This window comes from Legionella gresilensis (genome assembly GCF_900639865.1).
Lineage (GTDB): Bacteria > Pseudomonadota > Gammaproteobacteria > Legionellales > Legionellaceae > Legionella_C > Legionella_C gresilensis.
This window is the reverse complement of sequence record NZ_CAAAHX010000007.1, coordinates 133501-158673: the sequence shown is the minus strand read 5'-3', so window position 1 is coordinate 158673 and position 25173 is coordinate 133501. Positions and strand designations below refer to the sequence as shown.

Genomic DNA, 25173 nt, shown 5'->3' with positions numbered 1-25173 from the left:
AAAATAAATTATTAATATCAGCTACTGTTTATAGTTAAGTTACTAGGCTCAATCAATCATTTAGGAAAGTAAATGCGTATATTAATTATTGGTGGTACAGGCACATTAGGAAAAGCTGTGGCAGATGAATTTTTATCACGTCATGAAGTCATGATAGCTGCTAGAAATAAGGGTGATATCCAGGTCGATATTGGTAGTCTGGAATCAATTAAAAAAATGTATCAACAAGCTGGTAAAGTTGACGCTGTCGTGTCTACAACTGGTCAAGTTCACTTTGGCCCATTAAAAGAATTTACCAATGAAAATTGGGCTTTAGGCTTAGATAATAAACTTATGGGGCAAGTCAATTTGGTGATGGTTGGAATGGACTATGTGACAGATGGCGGTTCATTTACTTTAACAAGTGGTATTTTAAACCGTGATCCCATTAAGTTTGGTGCTTCAGCCTCTTTAGTTAATGGCGCTATTGATAGCTTTGTTAAATCGGCTGCAATCGAACTTCCTAGAGGGTTACGCATTAACGTAGTAAGCCCTACTGTTTTAACTGAATCCATGGATAGTTATGGTGATTTTTTTAGGGGGTTTGTACCTGTTCCAGCAGCAACCGTAGCTAAAGCGTTTGCAAAGAGTGTAGAAGGTGCGCAAACAGGTCAGGTTTATCAAGTTAATTAATATAAATGTGACATAAAAGTATCTTCATTTCTTATATGTCACATAATGAAAGCTATCCTACAATTGATTAATACAATAAATAATCTATAGGCTTTAATACTTAGCCATTTATAATCATTTATTTAAAACTTGAATAGAGTTCTAATTTAAATAATTTTCACACCCAGTGTAAAACATTATGAATAATACTCCATCTAGGTGCCATAGATGGCCTTGGTTTTCCTAATAACCAGTATTCATATTCTTGTCGCCTAAAACCGTCTGTTTCTTTTATTTTAAGCCAATAATTTAAAAACCATAAGAAGTCTTGTTCATCTTTCCTTAAAATATAAGCCATTAACAAGGGAGCTGGATTTTTTAAACCATACGATGTTACAGATGCATAACCTGGATGAACAGAAGCCCAAGCTTGTGTATGTTCCTGCGTCCATAAAGAGCAATCAACATCAAGTTCTGGTGTTAATGCATCCATATTTGGAATAATAACCAGCTTAGCATTAGGGAAGTTTTCTTTAGCAAGAGGAACCATGACTGGGTCATTAAACACAGCTATTTTTAAATTTTGAATTTGAGCAATTGAATTGACATCTTTAAAATCATTGACCCTCTCTTTTTTAACAATAAAAGCAGGTCTATCGTGAAAATAAGGCTGGGTATAACTTGCTTTTAAAAGCCGGCTGGGTATGACATAAATTGATCCAATAGCAATATCAAATTTGTCAGCTTCAATGTCATCAAGCAAATTAATAAAGTCAAAATGAATAAACGATAATGCTACACCTAATGTTTTGGCTAGATCATACATAAAGGCAACATCATATCCTACTAGCTCATTATATTTATTAAAATAAACGAAAGGAATCATATGCTCATTATACCCTACTCTTAAAATACCTGTTTGCCTAATCCGATGTAGCGTACTTGAATTTAAGTTTAAGAAATTTTCTGCAATTGGAGCATTAAATGTGACTTTAGTATTAGCGATAATTTCCGGAGACAAGCGAAAATTTAATATAGAATTAGGAGTAATTTTATTAAATACATTAAATTTAATATTTATAAGGGACAACATTGATAAAATAATTGCAGAAGTCAAAATACAGAAAATAAGCGCACGCCATCTAACTTGAATGAGTTTAAAATAAGCAAAACTGCCAACGATGCTTATAAATGCCATTCCCATTACTGACGTTAATACTTGACCATAACGGGTGATAGGTATCAATTCAACGAAAAGACTAGTCGTTTGTACAGGCAGGAATGTCCAATTTGCCAAAAAACCTACCGAATCTATTGTTGAGGAGGGCGAGCCTAATGACGAAAAATAAGTTAGTATTATTAGAAATACTTTCCCCAGATTTTCTAAAAAAATAGGATGCTGAAAATAAACAGAAGCAAAAATTATAAATAAATATAGAAATAAATTTCCTATTTGGCCAAATGGGTAACTCATCGTCGTAATTGTTTCAGTGACTTTCTCCATTCCCTCATCTAATTTATTTTTATTTCTTAGCAGCAACGATTTGGTCGCTGATTCAATGTAAGGTAAAGCTGCAACAGATAAACTGGTTGCTAAAGCGATAAGAAGCGCTTCACGCAATAATTGCATGACTTCTTTATAAGTTATGGAAATAAAGCTTGTTATTAATAGAGGAATAATCCAGAAAGTAAGTAGAAAAGTGCCAAAAAAAATAAAGTTAAATAGATTGCAATGTTTTCAAAGGTGGCAAAAGAAATTGTGCCTGTAGTATAAGCAACTAAAGAAAAGGCAGCATAAGGTGACGTTAAAATAACCCAATTCCACACTTGTAAAGAAGCTGCTTTTACAGTGCTTAACGTTTCCAGTACGGATTGCTTATCTTTGTAATGTTGTAAAGCAAAGCCAAAAAGTAAACAAAAAATAATAATAGCAGGCATATAGTTCTTGACTAAGGCAGAAAATAAATTATTTGGAATTAACCGCTCTAAAAAACTTTGAACCGAATTAGAACTTGTCGCATTTGGCCCAATTATTGAAGAATTACTTTCAGGTAAAGCTAAAGAAAGAAGCCATATTATGAAAAAACTTATACTAATGAGTAGGAGATAGAAAGCCCAATTTTTTTTAAATATTCTCGTAGCAATTTTCGGTGTTATAGAACCTAAACCATGTAAAAGAGAAGCAAAAATATACGGATAAACAACAGATTCCATAAGCATGACATACACCTCACCGATTGGGCGAAGTATTTTGGTATAAGGACCAAAAAAGAGACCTGCTAAGATACCAAGTAAGCTTCCAACTAAAACTTGCCAAGTTAAACTTAAATTGTTGGAAGATATATTTTTATCCATTAATCTTAATTGCTAAGGTGCATCTAAAAATCGTATATTTTTATAGTTTTAGTAGCAATAAGTTTTTAACAAAAAAATATCTTTAGAGAGATAAGATGCGAATAGTGCAGCTTGTTATTTTTAACTAGCAGAAAGCGATTTTATATTTAGGTCGGCCGTATCTTATCAGATAGATAAAATTAGCGGTCACCTAATCGGTAATGACAAACTGTATATCTTTTATAGTTAAACATTAAGCACTCGTGACTTAGGAGATGAACATTAGCGATGAAAATTTTAATTTTAGGAGGAACTAATTTAGTAGGTCCTTACTTAATTGATTATCTTATTAAAGAATACCATGAAGTTATACTTTTTAATCGAGGTAAAACGAATAATCATTTATTTTCTTCCCTTACCAAAGTTGTGGGCGAGCGACGTCATTTAAGTCAGTATAAAAAAACCTTACAAAATTTTGAGCCAGATGTAGTAGTAGATATGCTTGCTATGACACAATCAGATGCTGAACAATTATTAGATGTCTTTACCGGGGTCGCTAAAAAACTCATTATCATAAGTAGTATTGATGTCTACCTTGCTCATGAATTTTTGTGGGAAAAGCAAGCTAATCACTGTATGCCAATGCCTCTTAAAGAAGATGCGCTATTAAGACAAGAAATTTTTCCTTATAAAAAATATACCAATGATAAAAATGAACTTAATTGTTTCTATAGCAAAATCCAAGTAGAAAACGTCATTGAACAAGCACCTATTTCTAGCACCATTTTAAGGTTTCCTTTTGTTTATGGACCAGGTGATTACCTACGGCTTATGCCTTATTTACAAGATATACTCCAACAAAAAAAAGAAATTTTGCTAGATAACCGAAAAGCGCAATGGCGTTGTACGCGGGGTTTTGCTAAAGACATGGCTTTAGCGATAGTAAAAGCACTTTTTGATCATCGTGTCGGTAAATTTGTTTATAATGTTGGTGAACAAGAACCTTTAACAGAATTACAATGGTTAAAAAACATTGCTACTTCAATGAATTGGTGTGGGCAAATTATAGAAAAAGAAAAAATAGCACTTCCTAACCATTTACAAGATCATTTTAATTGGCAGCAAGATATTATTGTCGATACTCGTAAAATCAGGCAGGAATTGGACTATCAAGAAACTACGATAAGAGGGCAAGCTTTAAAAAGCACCCTTCAATGGGCAATAGCAAATATTAATCTCGAATGAAGGCTTTATCTCTATGAACCTGGATTCAATTTTATTTTAATTACTGTATCCTAAAAGTCTAGAAATAAAACTTTCTTGTTATAGTAAAATTAAAAATCTAAAAAAAGTTATTAATTACTAACTCGTCTATTTACTGTACTGCCTGAGAGAAACTGTCAGTGTTATCTGATCTTTCTGGTTTTGACGGAGAAATACTTGTAAATATAGAAGTTCCGGAAGCTTGATAGCCTTTAACTGGTGAGTCTAAATTTTCCTTCTTTCCGCTTTGAGCAGGGTTCTGAAGTTTCTCACGTAAGACGTCAGGACTACCTCCAAACACAAACGCCCCTTCAACATCAACCTTATTAAATCGTTGTTGAAACTGTTCTGGTCTTCTCATAATTTGATTTTTAACTTGATAAAAAATATTACCTACTATTTCCTTGCCTCTATCAAAGAAAGTACCTATACCTATGGTTACTTTATCTTTTGCTTGATAAATTGTCGGAGCTCCTTTAACACTGCGAGTTTCCTGATCAATAGCGCGAGAAACAGAAGTGATTTTGTTTAACAAAGGTTCGGTAATTTTATTTGAAATTCTATTGGCTATTTCGCTTGGACCTTTAATAAAGCCTAAGACTCCCTTTGTCCAAACGTTTTTAAGTGTATCAGCCAACGATATATCATGACCCATTAACTTCTTTATTCCAACATAAGGTAATGCACCTAATGTTCCAACTATCCCTACTGCAGGACTTAGCAAGACAGCGCCTACTGTTGCAACCCCTTTAACTACTTTACCGACCAAACTTAATATTTTAATCGTTAAAGCCGCAATAGCCAATAAAGTTTTAATCATTGCTCCACCAACCAAAGTGCCAGCACCTAGCAATAGTCCCAAAACTACACCGGCAACAGGATTGGATGTAGCTGCTCGACCTTTTTGAAAACCATAATTAGCTAAAGCTACTAAATTAAATAAACCATCTGGAACGACCATAGCCAAACGCTGAATTGTGCCATAAGTTGCTATAGATATTGTTTTAATCGCAGAAAACGCCATGTTAGCTATTTTCATTGTTCCTAAACAGAAGTTGATAAAAGTATTAATCCAAAGCTTACGAAAATTCTCAGAAAAAATTAAAAGAAATAAGGGAAGAATTAAAACGGGAGCAATAAGAATTGCTAAAGGCTTTATTACTTTATCCCATGCACCATCGACAAAAAAGGCTTTAAGTTTACTTCCTACTTTAGTTAATAAGGGCATAGCTGATTTTTGTATTCCCATATCCTGCAAAAAATCATCACCGAAGAATTGGGCTACTGCATCGCTTTTGGCGATTAATGATTCCATATGATATTGATAAAAAAGCAAAGATTGAATATTAATACCTGACTTTTTATTCTTATATTCCTCATAGTTTGTTTCATATAGCTCTTTAAGGAAAATCATTAATTCATAAGCTTGTGTTTCTTCAGGAGTAACTTTCACTAATGGATCATTCTTTAAGTGATTTAAGAGCAATACACCTTTCCCTAAAAATAAACCGGCTGTTTTAATTGTTAACATGGCTGAAGCAATAGCTAAAACTTCATTAACTACGCTTTGATGTAAAAATAAATTAGTAAATACCTCCGTAGGTACATTAATGATTTTTTCTAAAGCACTTGCTGAATCTTTAGCAATTTCTGTCCCCAAACCATGACCAACTAAGTGAGCAAGTTTATAAGTACCTACGCCTAAAGCAATTGCTATTGCAAACAAAACGGCAACCTGCGCGGTTTGTATAATAATTTTGCCTGCTTGCTCTCCAGCTGTATAATATTCTAAATCCTGCTGAGCTAGGTTCTGTGCTAGTTGATAAAGAGTATCCTTATGTTCAAAGCCATTAATAATGGTGTCAAATACTATATAATTAATCTTAGGAAGACCAAAACCATCCATAATGATAGTTTCTATTAGACCTTCAGTATGAGTAAGCTTTAACCACTCCGCACTAATAGCTTGAATGATTGACTCTAATTTTTCAGGGCTTACACCTAGTTTACCATTAATAGTGAGTGCTTTAGTGATATAGTGCAAACCTGTTAGCATAAAATGACCACCGGCAGCACCTACGCCTGCGGCACCAAACGTTGCTGATGCGGCAACGAAAAATGCACCCGTCATCGCTGGATGTTTAGCCCCCATTTGATGTTCAAAATATTTGCCAAAATCGACACAGGCTAAACCGATGGCGGAAAATAAATCACTAGAGTGATAAAATTTTACTGCACCAGGATTATGCAATTTAGTCGGGCCTGAACAAGGTTCTGCATCCTCTGCTAATTGCGTATCTAAACTGTTCTGAAGATTTATAATCTCAGCAACTGTCTGCACATTCTCCATAGCAGGAATATTTCCTTTCCTTTTTTCTTTTGCGTTCTTTTGCTCGCTTTCTTGTGACTTTTGTGATTTTTTTACCTTTTTACTTTCTTCTTTAATTGCCTTAACATTGTCTGTAGTGACGTCTATAGGATTAGGTTTTTTAGGAGCCGTATCTTTCCTATAATTAATTAAAGCAGCGCTTAATAATGCATCTTCCTTCTTCATATGAGGAAAATTACGACTATCTAAAATAATTGTTTTATCATCCCCTAAATTTTGCCATAATTGTTCATCAGTTGGCCTAACTGGACTGAAAACATGGGCTTCCATAGCATAAGATGCATCTTGATAGGCTTCTGTTAAACTTTGATTAGCATAATCAAGTGCCCTATCTGCAGTGTGTTGATAAACGCTTAAAGCGCGTTGTTCATGAGCAAAGTCATCCATAATATTACGATAGAGAGATTGTAAACGTTTATCAGACTTACCTAATTCTTTTAAAAGAGCTTCTTTGTTTTTATTTATTTGATCCACTAACCTTTGTAGACGGTCAATTTTAATTTGATTGTTAGGTTGAATATAACGAAGATTCTTTAACTTTGTTATTTCACCATTTATAAATTGAATTCTTTCGTCATATAGCTTTCCTATTTCCCCTTTTAATTTATCATCAACTTTACCTATCCTCAACTTATCATTAGATTCAAATCGGGTTGCCTCTAATGAAGATAACGTATCTAATAGGCTAATGGTAAAAGCATTACTTCTAGACTCTAATTCGGAATAAAATTCAATTTCCCTTTGCCACTCAGATATACGTGAATGACCCTTAGTCTTTTGCTTTTCTAATAATTGATTAACTCTTTCAACTCTTTCACTCCTTTGCTTTGCTAAGCGTAGTAAATTTTTACCTAAAATATTAATAAGCTTATTGCTTAATATATTATTATCCGGCAAATTACCATAACGTCTAAACATCTGTAATTCAGACAAACTTTGACCATAGAATTTAATGCCCTGATTTGAATTATTGTCAGCTTTTTGAACTTCGCGGGCAGGAAATGTAAGGGAAAAATTGCCATGTCTATTGTTGGCAGCAACTTCAAATTTTGGCATAAAACTACTTCCTGAGATTCATTTCCTTATAATTATACCCTTTTTAGTTAATTTTTATACAAATTTTTCTAATTTATTACATTTTGAGTTATTGTTAGCTAAATTTTCACTCTTCACTTAAGAAATAAAAGGGCTAGACTTTACATGATGTCGAAAATTATTATTAAATTAGCAAACTAATTAAAAGTATTTTAAATCCATTCGCTCAATAATATTCGATTTAATAGAATCTTTTGTTAAGCTTTTTAAGTATTTTAGGTTACCAGCCAACTAATTTTTATGACCCTTTCTTTCAGAACGCTTAAACATTATGACTTTCCTTTATTGTTAAAATGGCTACAAACACCTCATGTTAGAGCTTGGTGGGATAGTGATATTGATTGGAATATAACCTTTATTAAGAAAAAATACGCAAGTTATGTTGAGGGTTACAAAGAGAGCGGTAATTTCAAAGAGCCTATCTATGCTTATATCATTGAATTTAATCAACAAGAAATTGGTTACATTCAATACTATGATGCTCACCGTTTTATCAATGACCATTATTTAACTAAATTACCAACTAGCTTGGCAGCAATTGATATGTATATTGGTGAGCCTTCAGCGCTTAATAAAGGGTTAGGATCGCAAGCCTTAGTATTACTAATTGAGCAGTTTATCTTTCCTAATTTTGCTGCTGTTTTAGTTACACCTGATTTAAATAATTACCAAGCTATTGCCTGTTATCGTAAAGCGGGATTTAATCCTATTTATGAACATATAGAAAATCATGAGTTATGGTTATTGAAGGATAACCCTAGACTTTGATTATCAATTACCATTTCTTCAAGTTGGGCTTTAAGATTGTTAAAATCTTTCCCGTCTCGTTTTCAATAGGTTCAGAAAGCTTATTAAAAAATTCCAATTTACCTTGCATAATTTTGATTTCCTTTAATAGGACAATAGAATAAATTTGAACAGGATTATAACAAACTAATTAAATATTAATATGTTGGGCTAGCCTGTGTCTAACTTACTTTTCAAAGCTGCTTTATCTTGCAGAATAGATTTCTCTACGCAAGAATGTCAGTTAATACAGTTATCCATTATTCTTTAAGACTGTTATATTAATGTAAGATGATGGGCGCAAGAAAAGGTTTTACATGATAGATTATCAGATCATTTCTATTCAAAAAGAACATATCAACGACTTCTGGTTAGCAGTTGACAGTGTTGCTCGGGAACGTAAATATTTAGCTTTTTTAGAAGGCCCACCTATTGAGACTACGATAGATTTTGTTGCAAAAAATATTAACGAAAGTTGGCCGCATGTATTAGCAATTGCAGAGGGAAAAATTATTGGTTGGTGTGATATTACTAGTTTAGATAGGCCGATTTTTGCCCATCGAGGCGTATTAGGCATCGGTATTTTAGCTCCCTATCGACGCATGGGAATTGGCAGCCAATTAATAAAAACAGCCTTAGACAAAGCACAAAAAAAGGGATTAACGCGTATTGAATTAACAGTCCGTGAACATAATCAAACTGCCCTTTCTCTTTATAAAAAATTTGGCTTTGAAATTGAAGGCATTCATAAAAAAGGAGTCTTTGTCGATGGGATTTATGAAGATCTTATTTTTATGGCTCTTCTTTATAAGTAAAATAATTTATTTTAAATGGAACTTACATACGCATTATGTCCCACCCAATTAAATTACTACACCTTTGGTTAGAAGAAGAACAACAAGCTGGCGCACCTAATCCGCAACAAGCAGTTCTTTGTACTGCTGATAAAAAAGCTAACCCTCACGGGCGTGTCGTTGCTATTCGTGAGATTACTGAACAGAGCCTTTTGTTTTTTACTCAGAAACCAACTAAAAAAGTTATGGAACTTAGTGAGAACCCCTTTGCTTGTATCGTTTTTTGGTTTGAACTATTTCAACGTGAAGTTATTCTTAAAGGCCCTATTGAGGCCTTATCTCTTAAAGAAAATCAACATTACTGGCAAATGTATTCCCCTTTTGCTCAAATTCGTTTTCATAGTTATGCGCCAACTTCTGGACAACCTATTGCCAGTAAAACCTTGTTAGAAGAAAAAAGGAGAAAGCTTGAACAACAATATAATAAAACACCGATCCCCATGAGCCCTTTCTACTGTGGTTTTAAACTTCTATTCAATCATGTTTTATTTTACAGTTATCGAACTGATGAATTATCTGATGTTTTTGCCTATCAAAAACATCATGATACTTGGCAAAAAATACGCATTTCACCTTAGTTTTTTGGTTAACCAAAGAATTAAGTCATCATCAATGGGATAACTCTCACCCGCTACAGCGGCTTTATAATTACAAGTAATGCCACGGCCATCTGGTAAATAGCCTCGCTTAATATACAATTGCTGCGCAGCGCCATAGTCAGCATAAAGGCCAACGCCGATACCAATATAGCTACTTCTTACCATACACTCTTTCTCTGCCTTATTTAAAAGCAAAGAGCCAATTCCTAATTGTCTAAACTTAGGTAATACATTTAAATCCATAATCTCAGGCATTTGATTTTCTTGGAAGAAAGGATAATTAGATTGCCATTTTAAGGTAATGTAACCTGCAAAATAATCACCATAATAGGCAAGCCAAATCAGACGTTTTTGTTGTTGTTGCTCTTGCAAATATTGTTTAAATAGCAAAGGCGATTTTAAAGTCCAATTAGATTTATTAAATGCTTGTACTATATCAGGTATACTTTCATCATGAAGTTCTTTGATGATGACTTGATCAGAATTTAATCGTTTTTCCATTTTATAATTCGTTAACTCATAACCACGAATCAGGACTTGTTGTTCTTTAACAACTACAAATCCACACTTTTCAAAAAAAGGTTTCGCTGTAATGCTTACCTCCGCATACAGGCGCGGAATTTGCTCTTGTTTGGCTTTATTCTCAATTTCACGCATTAACGCTTTACCAGCGCCGTGTCCTTGATAGCTATGATGCACATAAAAACAATCTATATGACCAGTAGCTTCGAATTCAGCAAAACCAACAATTTTATCATGTAAAATTGCAACCAAAGGAACTATTCTTTTCCATTTAGGGTTCCAGCGCTCAGCTTGTAGAGAAGAAACCGGTGCCCAGGCATTAATTTGCTCAGGCGAATAATCCCGACTATTTACTTGATGAATAGTGTTATAATAGATGGCAGCTAACGCTGGCGCATCAACTTCTTGATAAGGTCTAACAGTAATTTTAGTTTGCATAAATACAATTAAAATGACTTACTTATGTTAAGCATACTAAAGCTTAATCCAGATTTTAAGCAAATCAAATGAAGATAGGTTACTAAGTGTCTTAAGAGGCAAGATATGACATTAGCTCAAGCTTGCTATACTTAAAATCAGGCCACTAGCGAATGAGAGATTATGCGTATTGCTGTATCAGGATCCCATTCATTAGGTAAAAGCACGTTTGTGCAAGATTTTATAGACGCTCATCCTAATTATCAACTAGAAACAGAGCCATATCGTGCTTTACGGGATAACTACAATATTAAATTTGGTAAGGATTCAACACGCTTTTGTAACGGAATACAATTTTATTATAATTTAAGTCGGGTTAAGCAATATCAGAATGCTTCCTGCAATGTTATCTTCGACCGTTGTCCAATAGACTATATCGCCTATTCCTTGTACACCGAAAAATATAAACAAACTGATCTGGATATGAAATTTATAGAAAGCCTCATTGCTCCAACTCGGGAGGCCCTGAAATATATTGATCTTTTAATCTTTATTTCAATTAATGACAAGCACTTAGTTGACATTGAAGATGATGGGATTCGCCCTATTGACGTATCCTATCGAGCTGAAGTTGATAATTTTTTTAAACAAATTTATTTTGAGCAAAAGTATCAGGTCATGCCTGTCAAGAAAGCGCCTTACTTTATAGAGCTTTGGGGCGATAGAAAAGAAAGACTTGAGAAAGTTGCGCGGATTTTAAAACAGCTTAATGTATAGTTGTTAGCAAACTGCAATTCGAAAAATTTTGTAATTGTTCCCTTTTATTTGATTAAATCAATTTAACTTTAATTTCAGACAATTATTGAAAATTGCTAATAAATCCACTTATTTCCCTAATTTGGCAGTTTTACTGCAAGCTCTAAAGTGTTTTATATTCACACTGACTCAATAATTCATCCAATGACATATATTTATCTTCATCTAAACTATATTTTTTTAGTGCTTCAGAGGAATTGATAGGATTTCTTCCTAAAAAGGATGGATTATATGGGGTACTCGATATTCCTATGAGAGCTTCTAATGAATTCTCATCTATCGCATCTAAGTCGATAACTTCATTAGAAGTAATAGGTTTGTTTTTCGCAGAACTTAGCACCGCATTCTTTTGGCTTGCACTACTAGGAAAAAAGCTTAAATTACCTTGCTTCGTGTATGAACTAGTTTCACTCGGTTTTGCAACCTTCTTTGGTCTTTCATCAATTACTTCAACTACTTTAACTTCTTCTAAAAATCGTTTTTTAGTGGATTCCTCTCCACTCGTGGGATTTTGCTTCGGTTCGACTACGCCTAAATCTTTTATTAAATTGCATTCACTAAAATCGTCACTAAACTGCATTGAAGCAAAAATTTCATCTTTAAACTCTGGTCTTGTAAAAAATTCTGGTAGATCTATTACTGAAGAGAAAATTTCCTCTTTGGCTTCTTGTTTCTTTTCCTCAGTAACCACTGGTTGGGTGATTTGTGTTTTAGCTGCAGCCGAAGAATTATCAACCTTCTTTGGTTCTTCCAATTTTTGATGAATAGCTCTTAAGATGTTTATATCTAAATTAGTACATTCTATAATTTCTTGAGGAGGAAATTGTTTTAGAAATGTTTTAAGTTTCTGAAATTCATTTTCACTGATCTTATCTTCTTTCTTATAAAGCATTAAGGCATCATCTATCTGTGATTCTCTTAATTTTTGATGAATAGCTCTTAAGATGTCTATATCTAAATTAGTACATTCTATAATTTCTTGAGTAGGAAATTGCTTTAGAAATGCTTTAAGTTTCTGAAATTCATTTTCACTAATCTTATCTTCTTTCTTATAAAGCAATAAGGCATCATCTATCTGTGATTCTCTTAATTTTTGATGAATAGCTCTTAAGATGTCTATATCTAAATTAGTACATTCTATAATTTCTTGAGGAGGAAATTGTTTTAGAAATGCTCTAAGTTTCTGAAATTCGTTGTCACTAACCTTATCTTTTTTCTTATAGATCGATAAGGTATCATCTACCTTTTGTGCCATAGCATGGATTTCGTCTTTAGTAAGCATATTTAAACCTATACATCTAATCATTAACAATAAGTTATTATACCATATTGATTAATATTTAATCAATATGATTATTTCATGGACACAAATTAGAGTAAGAAATTCAATTTAGTGACTCGCTTTTAGCTGTATAATAAATTTAAATATTAATTGGTAATGTGCTAAGCTGTAGTTACTACATTAATTTAATCCATTTGATGTAACTAGCTCATTTTGCCATTAAACATGAAACTGAGTTTATGAAACGCTTTGACGGTCAGCATACATTCACTGCTAAAACATATAAATTGTTCCTTGCTACCTTCAAAGAAGGAGAGTTAAAGGCTTCTTTTACCACGCAAACAGGACAAGATGAAAATAATCTACCTGAGCAGATTCTTTATCCACCTAAGAATGAAACAAAAAAGGAAGAGCAGGATAATAAAATGATGAATAGGAATGTAATCTACAAGTCTTATTTATTAGATAATTAGTAATTTATATCATAAAAAAAGAGCTATTTTTTCTTATAACAGCATGATACTCAGCTAATTGTGAGAATAATACCACCTGTTAATTCACAAAGATTTTTACCTGTTAAATTAAAAACAGCATTCGGCGTTCCAGCAGCAGCCCATAATTCTTCATAATTAAGTAAATCTTTATCAATAAAAATTAAATCAATGGGCTGTTTATGTCCAATAGGCGGAACCCCGCCTATTGCAAAGCCCGTTTTATCTCGTACATACTCAGGCCCTGCACGCGTTATTTTTTCACCTATATATGTACTAATAATTTTCTCATTCACGCGATTTGACCCAGAAGCTAATACCAAAACAGGACGTTCTGTTACTTTTGTTTTAAAAATAAGCGATTTTACAATCTGAGCAACTGTACAACCTATTGTGCTTGCCGCCTCTTCTGCTGTTCTTGTAGACTCAGAAAGCTCAACAACTCTAGATGACAATCCTTTATTAATTAAAACATTTTGGACGCTTTGAGCACTTTTAGTTAACTTGCCAATCATCTTTTTCCTATAACTTTATTCAAAAATTTAATTAATTATAAATAAATATTTATTAATTTATTAGCGATTAAAGCTTGCTAGCAAAAAAGTCTATAATTTAGCAAAGGGATCTCAAGATGGATAGCTATGAAAAATACTAACTATACAATCCTACCTTGCTTGTTAGCCATTGTGGTCGACGGCATGGGATTTGGGTTAGTGTATCCCATCATGACCGCAATGTTTACGGATCCTAATTCCGTATTTTCTTCTCATTTATCGATTAATATGCGCCATTTTTATTTAGGATTAGGCTATATGCTTTATCCTTTCTGTATGTTTTTTGGTGCCTCTTTTATGGGTGATTTATCAGATAATTGGGGTAGAAAAAAGGTCATTTTAATTTGTATGTTAGGCCTTTTTATAAGCTTTTTGTTGATGGGATTAAGTGTTTTATTTACTAGTATTTTTTTACTAATGTTAGGACGTGCTTTTTCAGGCTTAATGGCGGGCAGCCAACCTATTGCGCAAGCAGCCATTGCGGATATTAGTACAGCAGATAATAAAGCCACTAATATGAGTATTATGACCTTGGCACTTAGTGTTGCTAATGTTGCTGGGCCTTTAATTGGAGGGGTATTTTCTGATAATTCACTATCTTCTTATTTTAATTTCTCTACACCTTTCTTTATTTCTGCAACATTAGCCTTAATTGCAGCGATTTGGATTTACTATGGCTTTCAAGAAACTTATATAAATTCTAATCAAAAACCTCTGAACTTATTGCGCCCTATTTATATCTTCATTGAAGGACTTAAGCATAAAAGCGTTCGCTGGCTCATGATCATTTTCTTATTGATGCAATTAGGATTTAGTATTTATTTTCAATTTATTTTAGTGTTATTAAATACGAATTTTAACTATTCAAATTGGCAATTAGGTGCATTTAATGCCTTTATTGGTTTGTGCTTTGTTATTTCTTTAACCCTGGGCATGCGTTTAATGCTGCGTATTTGGAAAGTTAATACTATTGCCATTATTTGTCTTTTTATCGTTGGAATTGGTCTTTTATTAACCGTATTTAGCACAAAGGAATGGGAAATTTGGCTTTTGGCCCTACCCATCAGTGCATTTGATATGATTGCCTATACTGCTCTTTTAACCTCATTCTCAGACAGTGTTGATAAATCTGCTCAAGGTTGGGTTATGGGACTTTCAGGTGCGTTAATGGCTATGGCATGGGCTATAACAGGCCTTAGCGCTAATCTTTTACCCATTATGGGTACTTTCGGCTTAATTTTAATAGGAGGAATACTTTTACTTTTATCTGCAGCACTTATGTGGTTTTACACTCATTCTCATATTTATATTAATCAAAATTAGAAATCTCTTACGGAATCTTTTCAAGTCGCTTGATAAAGTTTAAGAGAAGCGTTATCCCAATCTTTATATTGCAGATAACCTTCAGCTGTTTGATTCTCACTGTATCTTAAATCTTTTGTTAATAAAGAAGCTGACTTAATTGACATCTTTTCAGCAGGTGAAAAAAACAAAGCATAGGTAAAACGCTCGATTCCTGCAGGTGCTCGTTTCACCATATGTTTCGTTGCTGTAAAGCGGTCATGGGAAAGAAGTTGGGCAAATTCGCCTACTTGAAATAGCAAAATGTCTTGATGCGGTATTTCTACCTTCTCAAAATGTTGACTATTGTGGGGAAGAATATATAAACCTGCTTCTTTTGGTTCTTCAACTTCTTCATTGTCTTTAAAATAAGAAGCGGGCGTTAAGCCTGTAAATAAACCATGGTCATAATGTGCGCCGCACCAATTATCTTTTTTCTCAGACAAATCTGTTGGCCTTTGATAATGTAGCATTCTGCCAAAGCCTCGTAGCAAATCGTGATTTAAGTCGATTTCCTCATTTAAGCCAAGTTTGGTTAATAACTTCTTTCCTATCGCAAAGATTAATTCACCTAATTCAAGATAAGCTTTTTTTAAGTTAATTTCAGTTGGCCATATATTTAAGGGGTTATCAGGAACACAGGCATAGTAAGATGCTTTTTGTGCGTCAACTTGCCATTCTCCATCTTCATTCTTAAACCATTCAACTCCTATCTCGTAACCTCCTGTTGAGTCAGAATCTAAATTAGGCGCGTATTGTTTTTTAATAGATTCATTTAGCTGCGAAAACAGCCTAGCTACATTAATATACTTTTTATATTTAAGTTCAAACTGAGGAATGTGACTGACGCCTAAAATTCCCTTATTTAAAAGGGGTTTTTCTATTTGCTTTGCATTGAAGGAGGGATCTAGTAATTCTTCATAAGTAATAATATCAAGTTCCATACTATTTCTCCCTAAATTCTTACTTTATTTATATTGGTAGGCAATGCTAAGGCAAAGGGCTCTATAGAACTACCATCAATGCTTGAGCTTTTTAGGCTAACTCTTACTATCACTTCTCTAGGTGCAATCTTAAAGCAACGACTTAAATTAAGAGCATTACAAAGCGATACTTGGTGAACATTATCAATTGAGCTATCATCTTTCGCAAGCAACTTGCCATTCGAAGCATCTAAAATTTCTAAGATTAAATGACTTAATCGCCATAAACGACCCTTTTTATTGAATCCCACTCGCCGTTCATGCACTAAAGTAACCTTATCTTGATAACGCATTTTTATGCGATATTCTCTAGCAGGTTTTTTAGGTGATAAATTATCTTCAATAATAAAATTTCGCTGATAAAACGCTGTTTGCAAATTCATATAGCCCCAACCATACGTTGGATTCCATTCAGAGCCGATAATTTGCCGATGACCACCTTTGTAAGGAAAATTAGGATCATCAGGGCCTGGCTTATTGCTATCCGTCCAAGTATCTGCGCTGTTAATTAATAAGGCTTTAATAGCTATAGGGCTGGTAATACCAGCATCATTTAATAAAAGCACTGCCCCGCCAACGTGAGGTGCTGCTGAGCTTGTACCTCCCATATAACGATAACCATTTTTATAATGCATCGATTTTAGGTAATTTAATTGATATTTTTTAGGACTAGGCGCACACGTCCAGGTATCATTACCAGGTGCGGCAATATCCGGCTTTTTTCGCCCGATAAGGGTAGGACCACGACTACTAGTATAATAAATAGCATGACTTTGCCTATCAAATTTGCGATTCGTTGCATCACTATTGCTATACATATTCATATTAGCGACAGTCAAGGCATTATAGCTTTCAGCAGGGACTGTCATAGTCGAAACAAAGGGCGGCTTCTTTTTTTGCTTAATATAACTATTATTGCCAGCCGAAGTCACCCATAATATTTTTTTCTGATTAATAATATAATCAACAACTTTACTTAAACCACTCCAATCAGGACAAGAAGGACACGTGACATTACCATTACCAAAGCTATAATTAATAATTGTAGGCCGATATGGAGAAGATAAAAGCCAATTTAAACTAGAATAAGTAAGCCCAAAATTATGCATATGGGCTGTCCCTTCACCTGCTAAAGTAGATAAAATGACAGGCGTTTCATAGGCAACGCCGCGTAAATATTGCGTGTTTTCAAGTGGCAACCCTGCATAAATACAAGCGACGCCAGTACCATGAGCTGTACGCACACCAAAAGGATAATCAATATAGTGAGAAGCAGGTGTTTTGTTAATAATAATTTTTTTGGTTAAAAATGCTGGATGATCATAGGCAATTCCTGAATCTATTAAGCCTAATACACCTTTATGGCCAATAAATCCATGCTCCCACCATAAATCGATACCAGGATACCGAAAAGGCACTTTTGGTTTAATAGAATGTGGACTAATTTCCACCTTTTCAGCAGCTGGTTTATTAAGAGCGATATAGAGCACACCAGGAAAAGAGGTCATTTTCTTATAAGTTTTATCTGTAGGTAAAAAAGTCACGACCACTACTGGCATAAAATCAAGCGGTGTCAGTAAAAGGCTTGGATCTTTTTCCATAACTTTAACAAAGAATTTTTTTTTAGAGTCTGATTTAAAAAAGATAAGTAATGATTGGTAAATGCCTTGCTGCTCTAAATGCACTGCTTGTATCGCTCTTAACACTTCTTTATCTATAAAGGGCTTGGCATTGACGGTAACGATTACTAAGTATAAAGAAAGAATTATTAATTTCTTAACCACGCTTACTGCCTTTTAATTAGACACCATCTCAATAATAGTTGCATATTACGCCAGCGATTTTACTGATACAACAGCAGGTTAAAGAATTGTAGTATAAAAATTTAATAACCCATGCTTTCTAATTTAGTCGAGGCTTCATTAATAAAGACATTATTAATTTGCTATAATGTATAAAATTAGTACATTATTAGGGTATTACTATGGAGACAAAGCAAGAATCTTCTAAAAATCTGATGCCTAAAGCAGTAGAAATGGCGGTTAGGAAACAGACAAAATTTGTTGTAGATTACCTACAAGAGATAGCTAGGCTCAATGGTCAAAACTTCCTTATAGCGTTTCAGGGAAAATCAAATATCAAAGGTGTAGGTAGTAGTGGGCGTTTGTTTTCTGATGCAAAACTCTATACTCCGCCAGTTCAACAAAATGTAAGTGAAAGCACTGTTCAGCAAACTACTGAAGAAAAAACGAAAGAAAAAAGTCCCCCTCAACCTACCGCAGAGCAAATAATGCAAGAAGGAATGGATAGATTTTTTGAAGATCCAAAATTAGTTAATTATGCTTTACAGCGATTATCGATGACTGATGCAGTTCTGGATGAAAATAAAAAAATTTTTGCAAAATCTTTTATTGAAGATTTCTTTAAACTAATTGAACAAACTCCTGAATGGAAAATTTTTTTTCAAGATAGAGAAAATGAATTTTCATCAAATGAATTAGAACTATTAGTGGATAAAATAAAAGGCGCTTTTGCTTATAAACTGATGTCTGTAGCCCTGAGAGATAGTCGGACTCCAGAGAATTTACAAAAAGAAATAATGTTACAAACTTTTTTTGTTAATTATCCTGATTTACATGCACCTGTACAAGGCGTTTACGACCACCTCCATGGAGAGGTTACCAATCAAATAAAATGGATACAAAAACATTTAGATCCAATTGATGAAGCTGATAAAGCTAAAGATACAAGTACTAAAGCTACTGCCCAAGAGGCTTTAGCGAAAACAGTAAAGAACTTAATAGAAGGGGAATTTTCTAAGGGTATATTAAATAACAAAAAATATTTAATGCTAGGACATAAAGAACGCGCACAGTTTATTCTTGATTACATAGGGCCCATGCTTTGGGATGTTAGAGTTGCATTAAGAACAGGACTTACCCCCGAAAAAATGGATTTACTTAAGGAATATGAAAATATGCTGGCTGATTTTACATTTAAACTCTTTAGTGAGCATAATTTACACGGCGAATTAAATGATCTATCTTGGCCTAATGATAAAGAGCATAAAATGGTAAAATTAGCTAATTTTATCCTTCCAAGGATTGAGGAGCACTATCATAACTATATTAGTCATACGCCCCAAAGATCATCTTATGAGAAGAAATTTTTTGACGAGAAATTGTCTAAAGTCGAACCTAAACATAAAATTCATTTGCCTATCAAAGATACTATGGATTTATTTAAAAGAAAGGTACTTGAATCTAAAGAAGAAACCAGACTTAAACACGAAACAGATGAAAAACCAAATAAAAATGATGAATCTGAGAAGCCATCTTTCTTTAAGACACAGAATCCACAAAAAGATACTGAAATCAAAGAAAATATTTCTATGCAGCCGACAGGTTCTGGTAATACTGGCTAAAGCTAAAACCTCAATAAACAAAAAATAATGAAGTGAATAATAGACTTTAGCTTATTAACTTTTATGAAGTATATTGAAAAGCAGCGCTATTTATTGCAAGTGCTTAAATTATATAAGGACAATAATACTCTCAGAGATATGCTTTCACAAATCCTTTATAAATTAACTTTATTAAATTAGAGAAATTTATATTTCTGCAATTTTTCATTTTAATTAAACACCATAGCATTAATAGATGCGTATTATGCCATTGGTGTTATTGATAAAACAGAAAGTTTTTAAAATTTGAAGTTGATATAGAAAATGAATATTTCAAAAATTTAAATGTGATAACTTATCGAGCCTTTCATCTCGGCAAGGCTACGCTTAAAGAATATTGTTAAGAACCTTATTAAGTCTTTGGAATCTGGATACTCTAAGCACCATAAATTTAGTTCAAAATAAAAATTTAAAGAAAACTAATTAATAAGATTCTTAATTTTTTTGCTATAATGTTTAAAAAATATACTTTCGCAGGGTATTGTTATGGAAACAAAGGAAGAATCTCCTATAGAAATGCCTCAAAGCCTAAAAGAGGCTATGAATAAACAAGCCAGGTATATTGTAGATTATTTACAAGAAATAACCGATATCCTGGACGAAAATTTCGTTAAGCTAATGTTAGGAAGAGAGGGGGCGCAGATCGCTGGGCGTTTGTTTTTTGATCTGAGACGTCCAACCGATAGAATCCCCCCATCAAGTAGGGAAAATATGGAAAAATTTTTTAGCAACGAAGAACTGATTGCCTATGCTGTAAATTGGATAGTCAATTTTAAACCCATTATAAGTGAAGAATCAAAAAAAAATGCAAAAGATTTTATTGAAAATTTGTTTTCGCCGATAGAAAAATCTAACGAATGGCAAGTTTTTTATCAATCACTAATAAATAAATTTGGACCTGATGACGCGCAAGCTCTGACTAAAAAGCTAACTGGCGCTCTTTTCTTTAAAATGCAAGGCCCAATTTCTAGGGCCCAAACAATCCTAAAAGAAAAAAAAGACGCTAGCAAAGATAAATTATTAATAAAATTTTTTAATAAATACCCAAATATGGATGTTGTTTTAGAGGATTTTAAAACTTCCCTTAGAAAGGATCTCGAGAATATTAAGAAACCAATAAGCGAAAGGGTTATCGAGGTACGAGATTCTCGCAATATTAAAACAAGAGAGGCACATGCCTCTGCTTTGCGTAATCTCATGAAAACTTTACCCGAAAACCTTGATCATGCCTTAAAGGATTATACGTTCACAACGCAAGAGCCTGCTGAACGTAATAAATTTCTTCTGACCAATGTAGTAAAACTGCTTTGGGAAATTAGGTTTACATTAAGGGACAATCTGACAAAACTTAATAAATATCAAGAAGAAAATGAAACTTTATTAAAAGAATGTGAAGCGTATTTGGCTGATTGTGTGATTAAAATCTTTTCTGAACATAATCAACATGGCGAATTAACTGAGTTAGGTTGGGATCAAGATTTGTTAATTTTAGCTCAGTTTGCTATCCAACCTGAAACCGGCAGTCAGAAGCTTAAGGCTCTGAATATCTATCCTGAAAATGAACATGAAGCTTATCTAGAAAAATATGAAGCTATCATTGAACTATTTAAAACTAAGGTACAAGACTATAAGCAAGCAAAAAAAGTAAAACCCGAAATTAAACAGCCGTCCTTCTTTAAACCTGATGAGACAGAAGAAGGCAACAAAGAAAAAAGAGACTATTCTAATCAGCCGCCTAGTTATCTAGGGTAAATTAGAGAGCTAAAATTCTATGTCATTCTGCAAAAATTAGCGATTTACCCATGCATAAACACTTATGTTAGTTTTATATAGATTTCCGCCTGCCTGCCATTTAATAGCGCAGGACAAGTCACGCAACTTAAAGCTTTGAGATAATTAAAAAATGAACTGCCAACATAACCTAATCATTTTTCAATTTCTCATTGAAATTAACATCAATTAAATTTAGCATATGTCCCTGATATTTAGAATTATTTGTAAGGATTATAAAAATAATGACAAGGACGCCAATCAGCGCATTGCTGCTATTATCTTTTTCTAATTTATTAGCTGCAGATCAACCACCAAATAAAGTAATTTATCCAGTAACTCGTGAAATAAAGGATTTTTCCTTACCTAATCAGTTCCATTTTAGTTCTAATCAATATCGTATTGTAGAGATCGATACAAAAGGTCTTTATAACGAACTTGAAGCGGTGCCGCACCGAGACAGCCTAACAAAAGCGCCCCCTACTTTAATAAAGTTACCGCATCCAGATGGTACAATTCATTCCTATCAAGTGGTAGTTAATAGTACGATGCACCCTAAATTAGCGGCTCAATTTCCTGAAATTAGAACATTTGACGGTTATAGTGTTGATAATCCTGGTGAACTCGTAAAATTTGATTTAACGCCACTTGGTTTCCACGCCATGATTCTGGTCCCGAATCAAAATGCCATTTTCATTGACCCAATAGACCAAGGAAATGTGCAAGATTATGTGGTTTATTACAAAAAAGACCTTATTAATACTAAACCGAATAAATGTAATGTTCCTGGGAGCAATTCATTTATTGGCTTAACCCAGTCTAATAATTTTTCAAGGTTTGCCAGTTGTGAATTAAGAAAATATCGGCTTGCTTTAGCAGCTACTGCTCAATACACGGCTTTTTATGGATCTGTTCCAGCCGCTTTAGCCGGCGAAATCACCACCTTAAACCGTGTTAATGGCATTTATGAGCGAGACATTGCTATAACAATGGAGCTTATTCCTAACAATGCGCAAATTATTTATACTGATCCGGCAACTCAGCCTTATACTTCAGGAAATACGGAAGCGTTGTTAGAAGAAAACCAAACTAATGTCGATGCCGTTATTGGTTCAGCTCATTATGATATTGGTCACGTTGTTGATGCCTCAACAGGTAATAACGGCCTTGCAGCACTTAGAAGCGTTTGTAATGGAGCAGAAAAGGCTATGGGTGCTACAACGTTTAGTACACCTATAGGTGATCCCTTTGATGTGGATTATGTAGCCCATGAAATGGGGCACCAATTCGGCGGTAATCACACCCAAAATAATGCTTGTAATAGAAATAATCCAACCGCTGTGGAGCCTGGCAGTGGTAGTACTATTATGGGTTACGCAGGCATTTGCGCCCCTAATGTACAAAAAAATTCTGATAGTTATTTTCATGGTATCAATTTGCAAGAAATTGGTAATTTCATTTCTAGCCCAACTCATAACTGTGCTGTTAAAACGCCAATTCCTCCTGAACCGACGATTCGCCCTGTGCCTCCTATTGTTATTCCAGCAAATACACCTTTTGCGTTACATGCTTCAGCCAAAAGTAATAGTGGCAGCACGCTAACTTATACTTGGGAGCAAATGGACAATCAAATTTCACCACAACCTCCCCGTAGCGACTCACCTGGCGGGCCTAATTTTAGAAGCTTTCCACCCAATTTAAGCCCTATCCGCTTCCTTCCTAATTTAATTACTTTAGCCAATAATGGTCCTTTTACGTGGGAAGTCCTACCTTCTGTATCACGTATAATGCATTTTCGAGTATCAGTTCGTAATAATACGCCGGGTGGCTCTTGTAATGCTTATAGAAATACTAGCGTAACAGTAAACGCTGCTGCTGGTCCCTTTCTAATTACTTACCCTAGCGCACCTGGCATTCAGTTATTTGGCGATACAATGCAACTTATCACCTGGCAAGTAGCAAATACGAATGAACCGCCAATAAATATTGATTTAGTCAATATCTTTTTATCTACTAATGGAGGAAATAGTTATCCTTATGTCATCGCCACAAATGTACCTAACACCGGCAGTGCGATAATCCATTTACCTACTGTCAACACGAAAAAAGCTCGGCTTATGATTATCGCTTCTAACGGATCCTTCTTTAGTATATCTGCGAACAACTTTAGTATTTCGGCCCTAGCTTTGCATTTAACGCAAGCTGAAAGAAATCCTATGAATCTTCAAGAAGCCTTTATTAACTATAGAGGGTTTGCGCCAAATCCAAGTTTAAGTTATCAGTTAAACGGCTTACCCGGCGCTACACTCACTCTAGATGCGGTTCATAAACGATTTGTTGTAAGTAATATTAGTACTCCAAGAAAAGCTAATGTTTCTATCACGGTAACAAATGCTAATAAAACTGTAACCTCAAATGTAATCACTATTCCAAGTATTTTATAGGTAAGAATTTGTTATGAATAAAAAAATTATTGTCACATTAAGCGCACTCTCTTTATCCTTTACAGCTCAAGCTAATTGGTATGCAGGTATAAACTTAGGTATTAACGATGTAAATATAGAAAAGAAACTTACCTATCCTAATGATGAGGTTCAACCTACTTCTTCTCATTTTTACAATACTTATACAAACTTTCATGGCCAATTAACTGCTGGTTATGAGTTTTTATTTCCAAATCTAATAGGACTTGCTTTAGAAGGAAATGCAGACTTTTTTGCCGGCGAATCAAAATATACAGTCAATAATTGGTTTTTTTCTACCGATGTTCGAGCTAAAGAAAAATTAAGATATGGTTTTGGATTATTTATATTACCAGAGTATCAATTTAATCCCTTTATGCGCGTCTTTGCAGGACCTGGTATTGAAACCGCCCAATTTGCTATTAACTTTAATAATACCGCAGGCGATGTTGGTGTTAGTGGAAAAGATAAGGACTGGTTAACTGGCTGGGCGCTTAAGGTTGGTACAGCCGGTCGCATCTGTAATAATACAGACTTAGTATTTACTTACCAATTCACTCAATACGAGAGTTTAACTCAGACTCGCATGGAACCTCTTTCAGGTGACTTCTTAAGAGGCCGTTATAAACCTTACGTTAATTTATTTATGATTGGTCTTAAATATAACCTTCCAGATGGTACAGTTAATTATGTAACTAAATGAAGACCAATTTAGGCAGCTCATCATAAATTTATTAATGCAGTAGAACTGCATTGGTCACATAGAGAAAATACTAACAACCTGGGTGCAACCTAGTGAAACCCAGGTTCCAGCGTAAAGACCTAAACTCAAGCTACCCCACTTCATCTCAGCCTACGTACCGCGACTTGTTCGCGGTACGTAGGCTGAGATGAAATTGCGGTACATAAGATATGATGAAGTCGTGGCGCGTTGAATAAGATGAAATCACACTAAGTCAGTTAAGACGAATTGCTATATGTAGGATAAGATGAAATTGCAGTAGAGAGGTAGGATGAAATTATAGTGCCTAGGGTGAGATGAAGTCACAGTATGATGATAAAAAGGTAGTTGCGGCATATAGGACATATATAGATTACAAA

General features: G+C 34.1%; 20 protein-coding genes. 12 read left to right on the top strand and 8 right to left on the bottom strand.

Going from position 1 to position 25173, the window contains the following annotated elements; all coding sequences use genetic code 11:
• The first annotated feature begins 72 nt into the window (after positions 1-72).
• Positions 73-672: a short chain dehydrogenase gene (locus E1P04_RS10670; protein WP_131782890.1), complete on the top strand. Its 600-nt coding sequence runs from the start codon at positions 73-75 to the stop codon at positions 670-672.
• 157 nt (positions 673-829) lie between these two features.
• On the opposite strand, the gene E1P04_RS10665 is transcribed toward E1P04_RS10670, so the two are convergent.
• Positions 830-2281 (bottom strand): ABC transporter substrate-binding protein, encoded by a 1452-nt coding sequence (locus E1P04_RS10665; protein ID WP_131782889.1) that lies wholly within the window; start codon positions 2279-2281, stop codon positions 830-832.
• Positions 2282-2316: 35 nt separating this feature from the next.
• Entirely contained in the window at positions 2317-3006 is a 690-nt protein-coding gene (locus E1P04_RS10660) for a dicarboxylate/amino acid:cation symporter (RefSeq protein ID WP_131782888.1), read from the bottom strand.
• Positions 3007-3273: 267 nt separating this feature from the next.
• On the opposite strand from E1P04_RS10660, the gene E1P04_RS10655 reads away from it, so the two are divergent.
• On the top strand, positions 3274-4230 hold the full coding sequence (locus E1P04_RS10655; RefSeq protein WP_131782887.1) for an NAD-dependent epimerase/dehydratase family protein: 957 nt from the start codon (positions 3274-3276) through the stop codon (positions 4228-4230).
• Between the two features lie 130 nt (positions 4231-4360).
• Here the strand turns inward: E1P04_RS10655 and E1P04_RS10650 are convergent, their stop codons facing one another.
• Complete coding sequence (locus tag E1P04_RS10650; protein ID WP_131782886.1) at positions 4361-7693, bottom strand: hypothetical protein; 3333 nt, start codon at positions 7691-7693, stop codon at positions 4361-4363.
• 279 nt (positions 7694-7972) lie between these two features.
• Here E1P04_RS10650 and E1P04_RS10645 point away from each other — a divergent pair, with 279 nt between their 5' ends.
• The 3 genes from E1P04_RS10645 to E1P04_RS10635 all read left to right on the top strand — a co-directional run bounded on the left by E1P04_RS10645 (position 7973) and on the right by E1P04_RS10635 (position 9950).
• The gene (locus tag E1P04_RS10645; protein WP_131782885.1) at positions 7973-8500 is read left to right on the top strand and encodes a GNAT family N-acetyltransferase; all 528 of its coding nucleotides are present in this window, start codon (positions 7973-7975) and stop codon (positions 8498-8500) included.
• Positions 8501-8835: 335 nt separating this feature from the next.
• Positions 8836-9333, top strand: coding sequence for a GNAT family N-acetyltransferase (locus E1P04_RS10640; RefSeq protein ID WP_207386012.1), 498 nt, complete (start codon positions 8836-8838; stop codon positions 9331-9333).
• A gap of 35 nt (positions 9334-9368) precedes the next feature.
• The gene (locus E1P04_RS10635) at positions 9369-9950 is read left to right on the top strand and encodes a pyridoxine/pyridoxamine 5'-phosphate oxidase (protein WP_165482751.1); all 582 of its coding nucleotides are present in this window, start codon (positions 9369-9371) and stop codon (positions 9948-9950) included.
• Here E1P04_RS10635 and E1P04_RS18085 read toward each other — a convergent pair.
• Positions 9942-10931: a GNAT family N-acetyltransferase gene (locus E1P04_RS18085; RefSeq protein ID WP_131782883.1), complete on the bottom strand. Its 990-nt coding sequence runs from the start codon at positions 10929-10931 to the stop codon at positions 9942-9944. The two genes, E1P04_RS10635 and E1P04_RS18085, sit on opposite strands and share 9 nt — an antisense overlap.
• A gap of 162 nt (positions 10932-11093) precedes the next feature.
• Between E1P04_RS18085 and E1P04_RS10625 the strand changes: the two genes are divergently transcribed.
• Positions 11094-11687 (top strand): AAA family ATPase, encoded by a 594-nt coding sequence (locus E1P04_RS10625; RefSeq protein WP_131782882.1) that lies wholly within the window; start codon positions 11094-11096, stop codon positions 11685-11687.
• A 142-nt stretch (positions 11688-11829) separates the two neighbouring features.
• On the opposite strand, the gene E1P04_RS10620 is transcribed toward E1P04_RS10625, so the two are convergent.
• Positions 11830-13008 (bottom strand): hypothetical protein, encoded by a 1179-nt coding sequence (locus E1P04_RS10620; RefSeq protein WP_131782881.1) that lies wholly within the window; start codon positions 13006-13008, stop codon positions 11830-11832.
• Positions 13009-13247: 239 nt separating this feature from the next.
• On the opposite strand from E1P04_RS10620, the gene E1P04_RS10615 reads away from it, so the two are divergent.
• On the top strand, positions 13248-13481 hold the full coding sequence (locus E1P04_RS10615; RefSeq protein WP_131782880.1) for a hypothetical protein: 234 nt from the start codon (positions 13248-13250) through the stop codon (positions 13479-13481).
• A 50-nt stretch (positions 13482-13531) separates the two neighbouring features.
• Here the strand turns inward: E1P04_RS10615 and E1P04_RS10610 are convergent, their stop codons facing one another.
• Complete coding sequence (locus tag E1P04_RS10610; RefSeq protein WP_131782879.1) at positions 13532-14014, bottom strand: YbaK/EbsC family protein; 483 nt, start codon at positions 14012-14014, stop codon at positions 13532-13534.
• A gap of 126 nt (positions 14015-14140) precedes the next feature.
• Here E1P04_RS10610 and E1P04_RS10605 point away from each other — a divergent pair, with 126 nt between their 5' ends.
• Positions 14141-15376: an MFS transporter gene (locus E1P04_RS10605; protein WP_131782878.1), complete on the top strand. Its 1236-nt coding sequence runs from the start codon at positions 14141-14143 to the stop codon at positions 15374-15376.
• A 20-nt stretch (positions 15377-15396) separates the two neighbouring features.
• Here the strand turns inward: E1P04_RS10605 and E1P04_RS10600 are convergent, their stop codons facing one another.
• Entirely contained in the window at positions 15397-16338 is a 942-nt protein-coding gene (locus E1P04_RS10600; RefSeq protein ID WP_131782877.1) for an isopenicillin N synthase family oxygenase, read from the bottom strand.
• Positions 16339-16349: 11 nt separating this feature from the next.
• The gene (locus tag E1P04_RS10595) at positions 16350-18161 is read right to left on the bottom strand and encodes a S8 family peptidase (protein ID WP_131782876.1); all 1812 of its coding nucleotides are present in this window, start codon (positions 18159-18161) and stop codon (positions 16350-16352) included.
• A gap of 200 nt (positions 18162-18361) precedes the next feature.
• Between E1P04_RS10595 and E1P04_RS17675 the strand changes: the two genes are divergently transcribed.
• From E1P04_RS17675 to E1P04_RS10575, 4 genes are all read left to right on the top strand, one after another.
• Positions 18362-19801, top strand: a complete 1440-nt coding sequence (locus tag E1P04_RS17675; RefSeq protein ID WP_165482750.1) for a hypothetical protein — start codon at positions 18362-18364, stop codon at positions 19799-19801.
• Between the two features lie 525 nt (positions 19802-20326).
• A complete protein-coding gene (locus tag E1P04_RS10585) occupies positions 20327-21592 on the top strand; it encodes a hypothetical protein (RefSeq protein WP_131782874.1) in 1266 nt (421 codons plus the stop codon).
• Positions 21593-21855: 263 nt separating this feature from the next.
• Positions 21856-24054, top strand: a complete 2199-nt coding sequence (locus E1P04_RS10580; protein WP_131782873.1) for a reprolysin-like metallopeptidase — start codon at positions 21856-21858, stop codon at positions 24052-24054.
• A gap of 13 nt (positions 24055-24067) precedes the next feature.
• The gene (locus E1P04_RS10575; RefSeq protein WP_131782872.1) at positions 24068-24775 is read left to right on the top strand and encodes an outer membrane protein; all 708 of its coding nucleotides are present in this window, start codon (positions 24068-24070) and stop codon (positions 24773-24775) included.
• Positions 24776-25173: the final 398 nt, after the last annotated feature.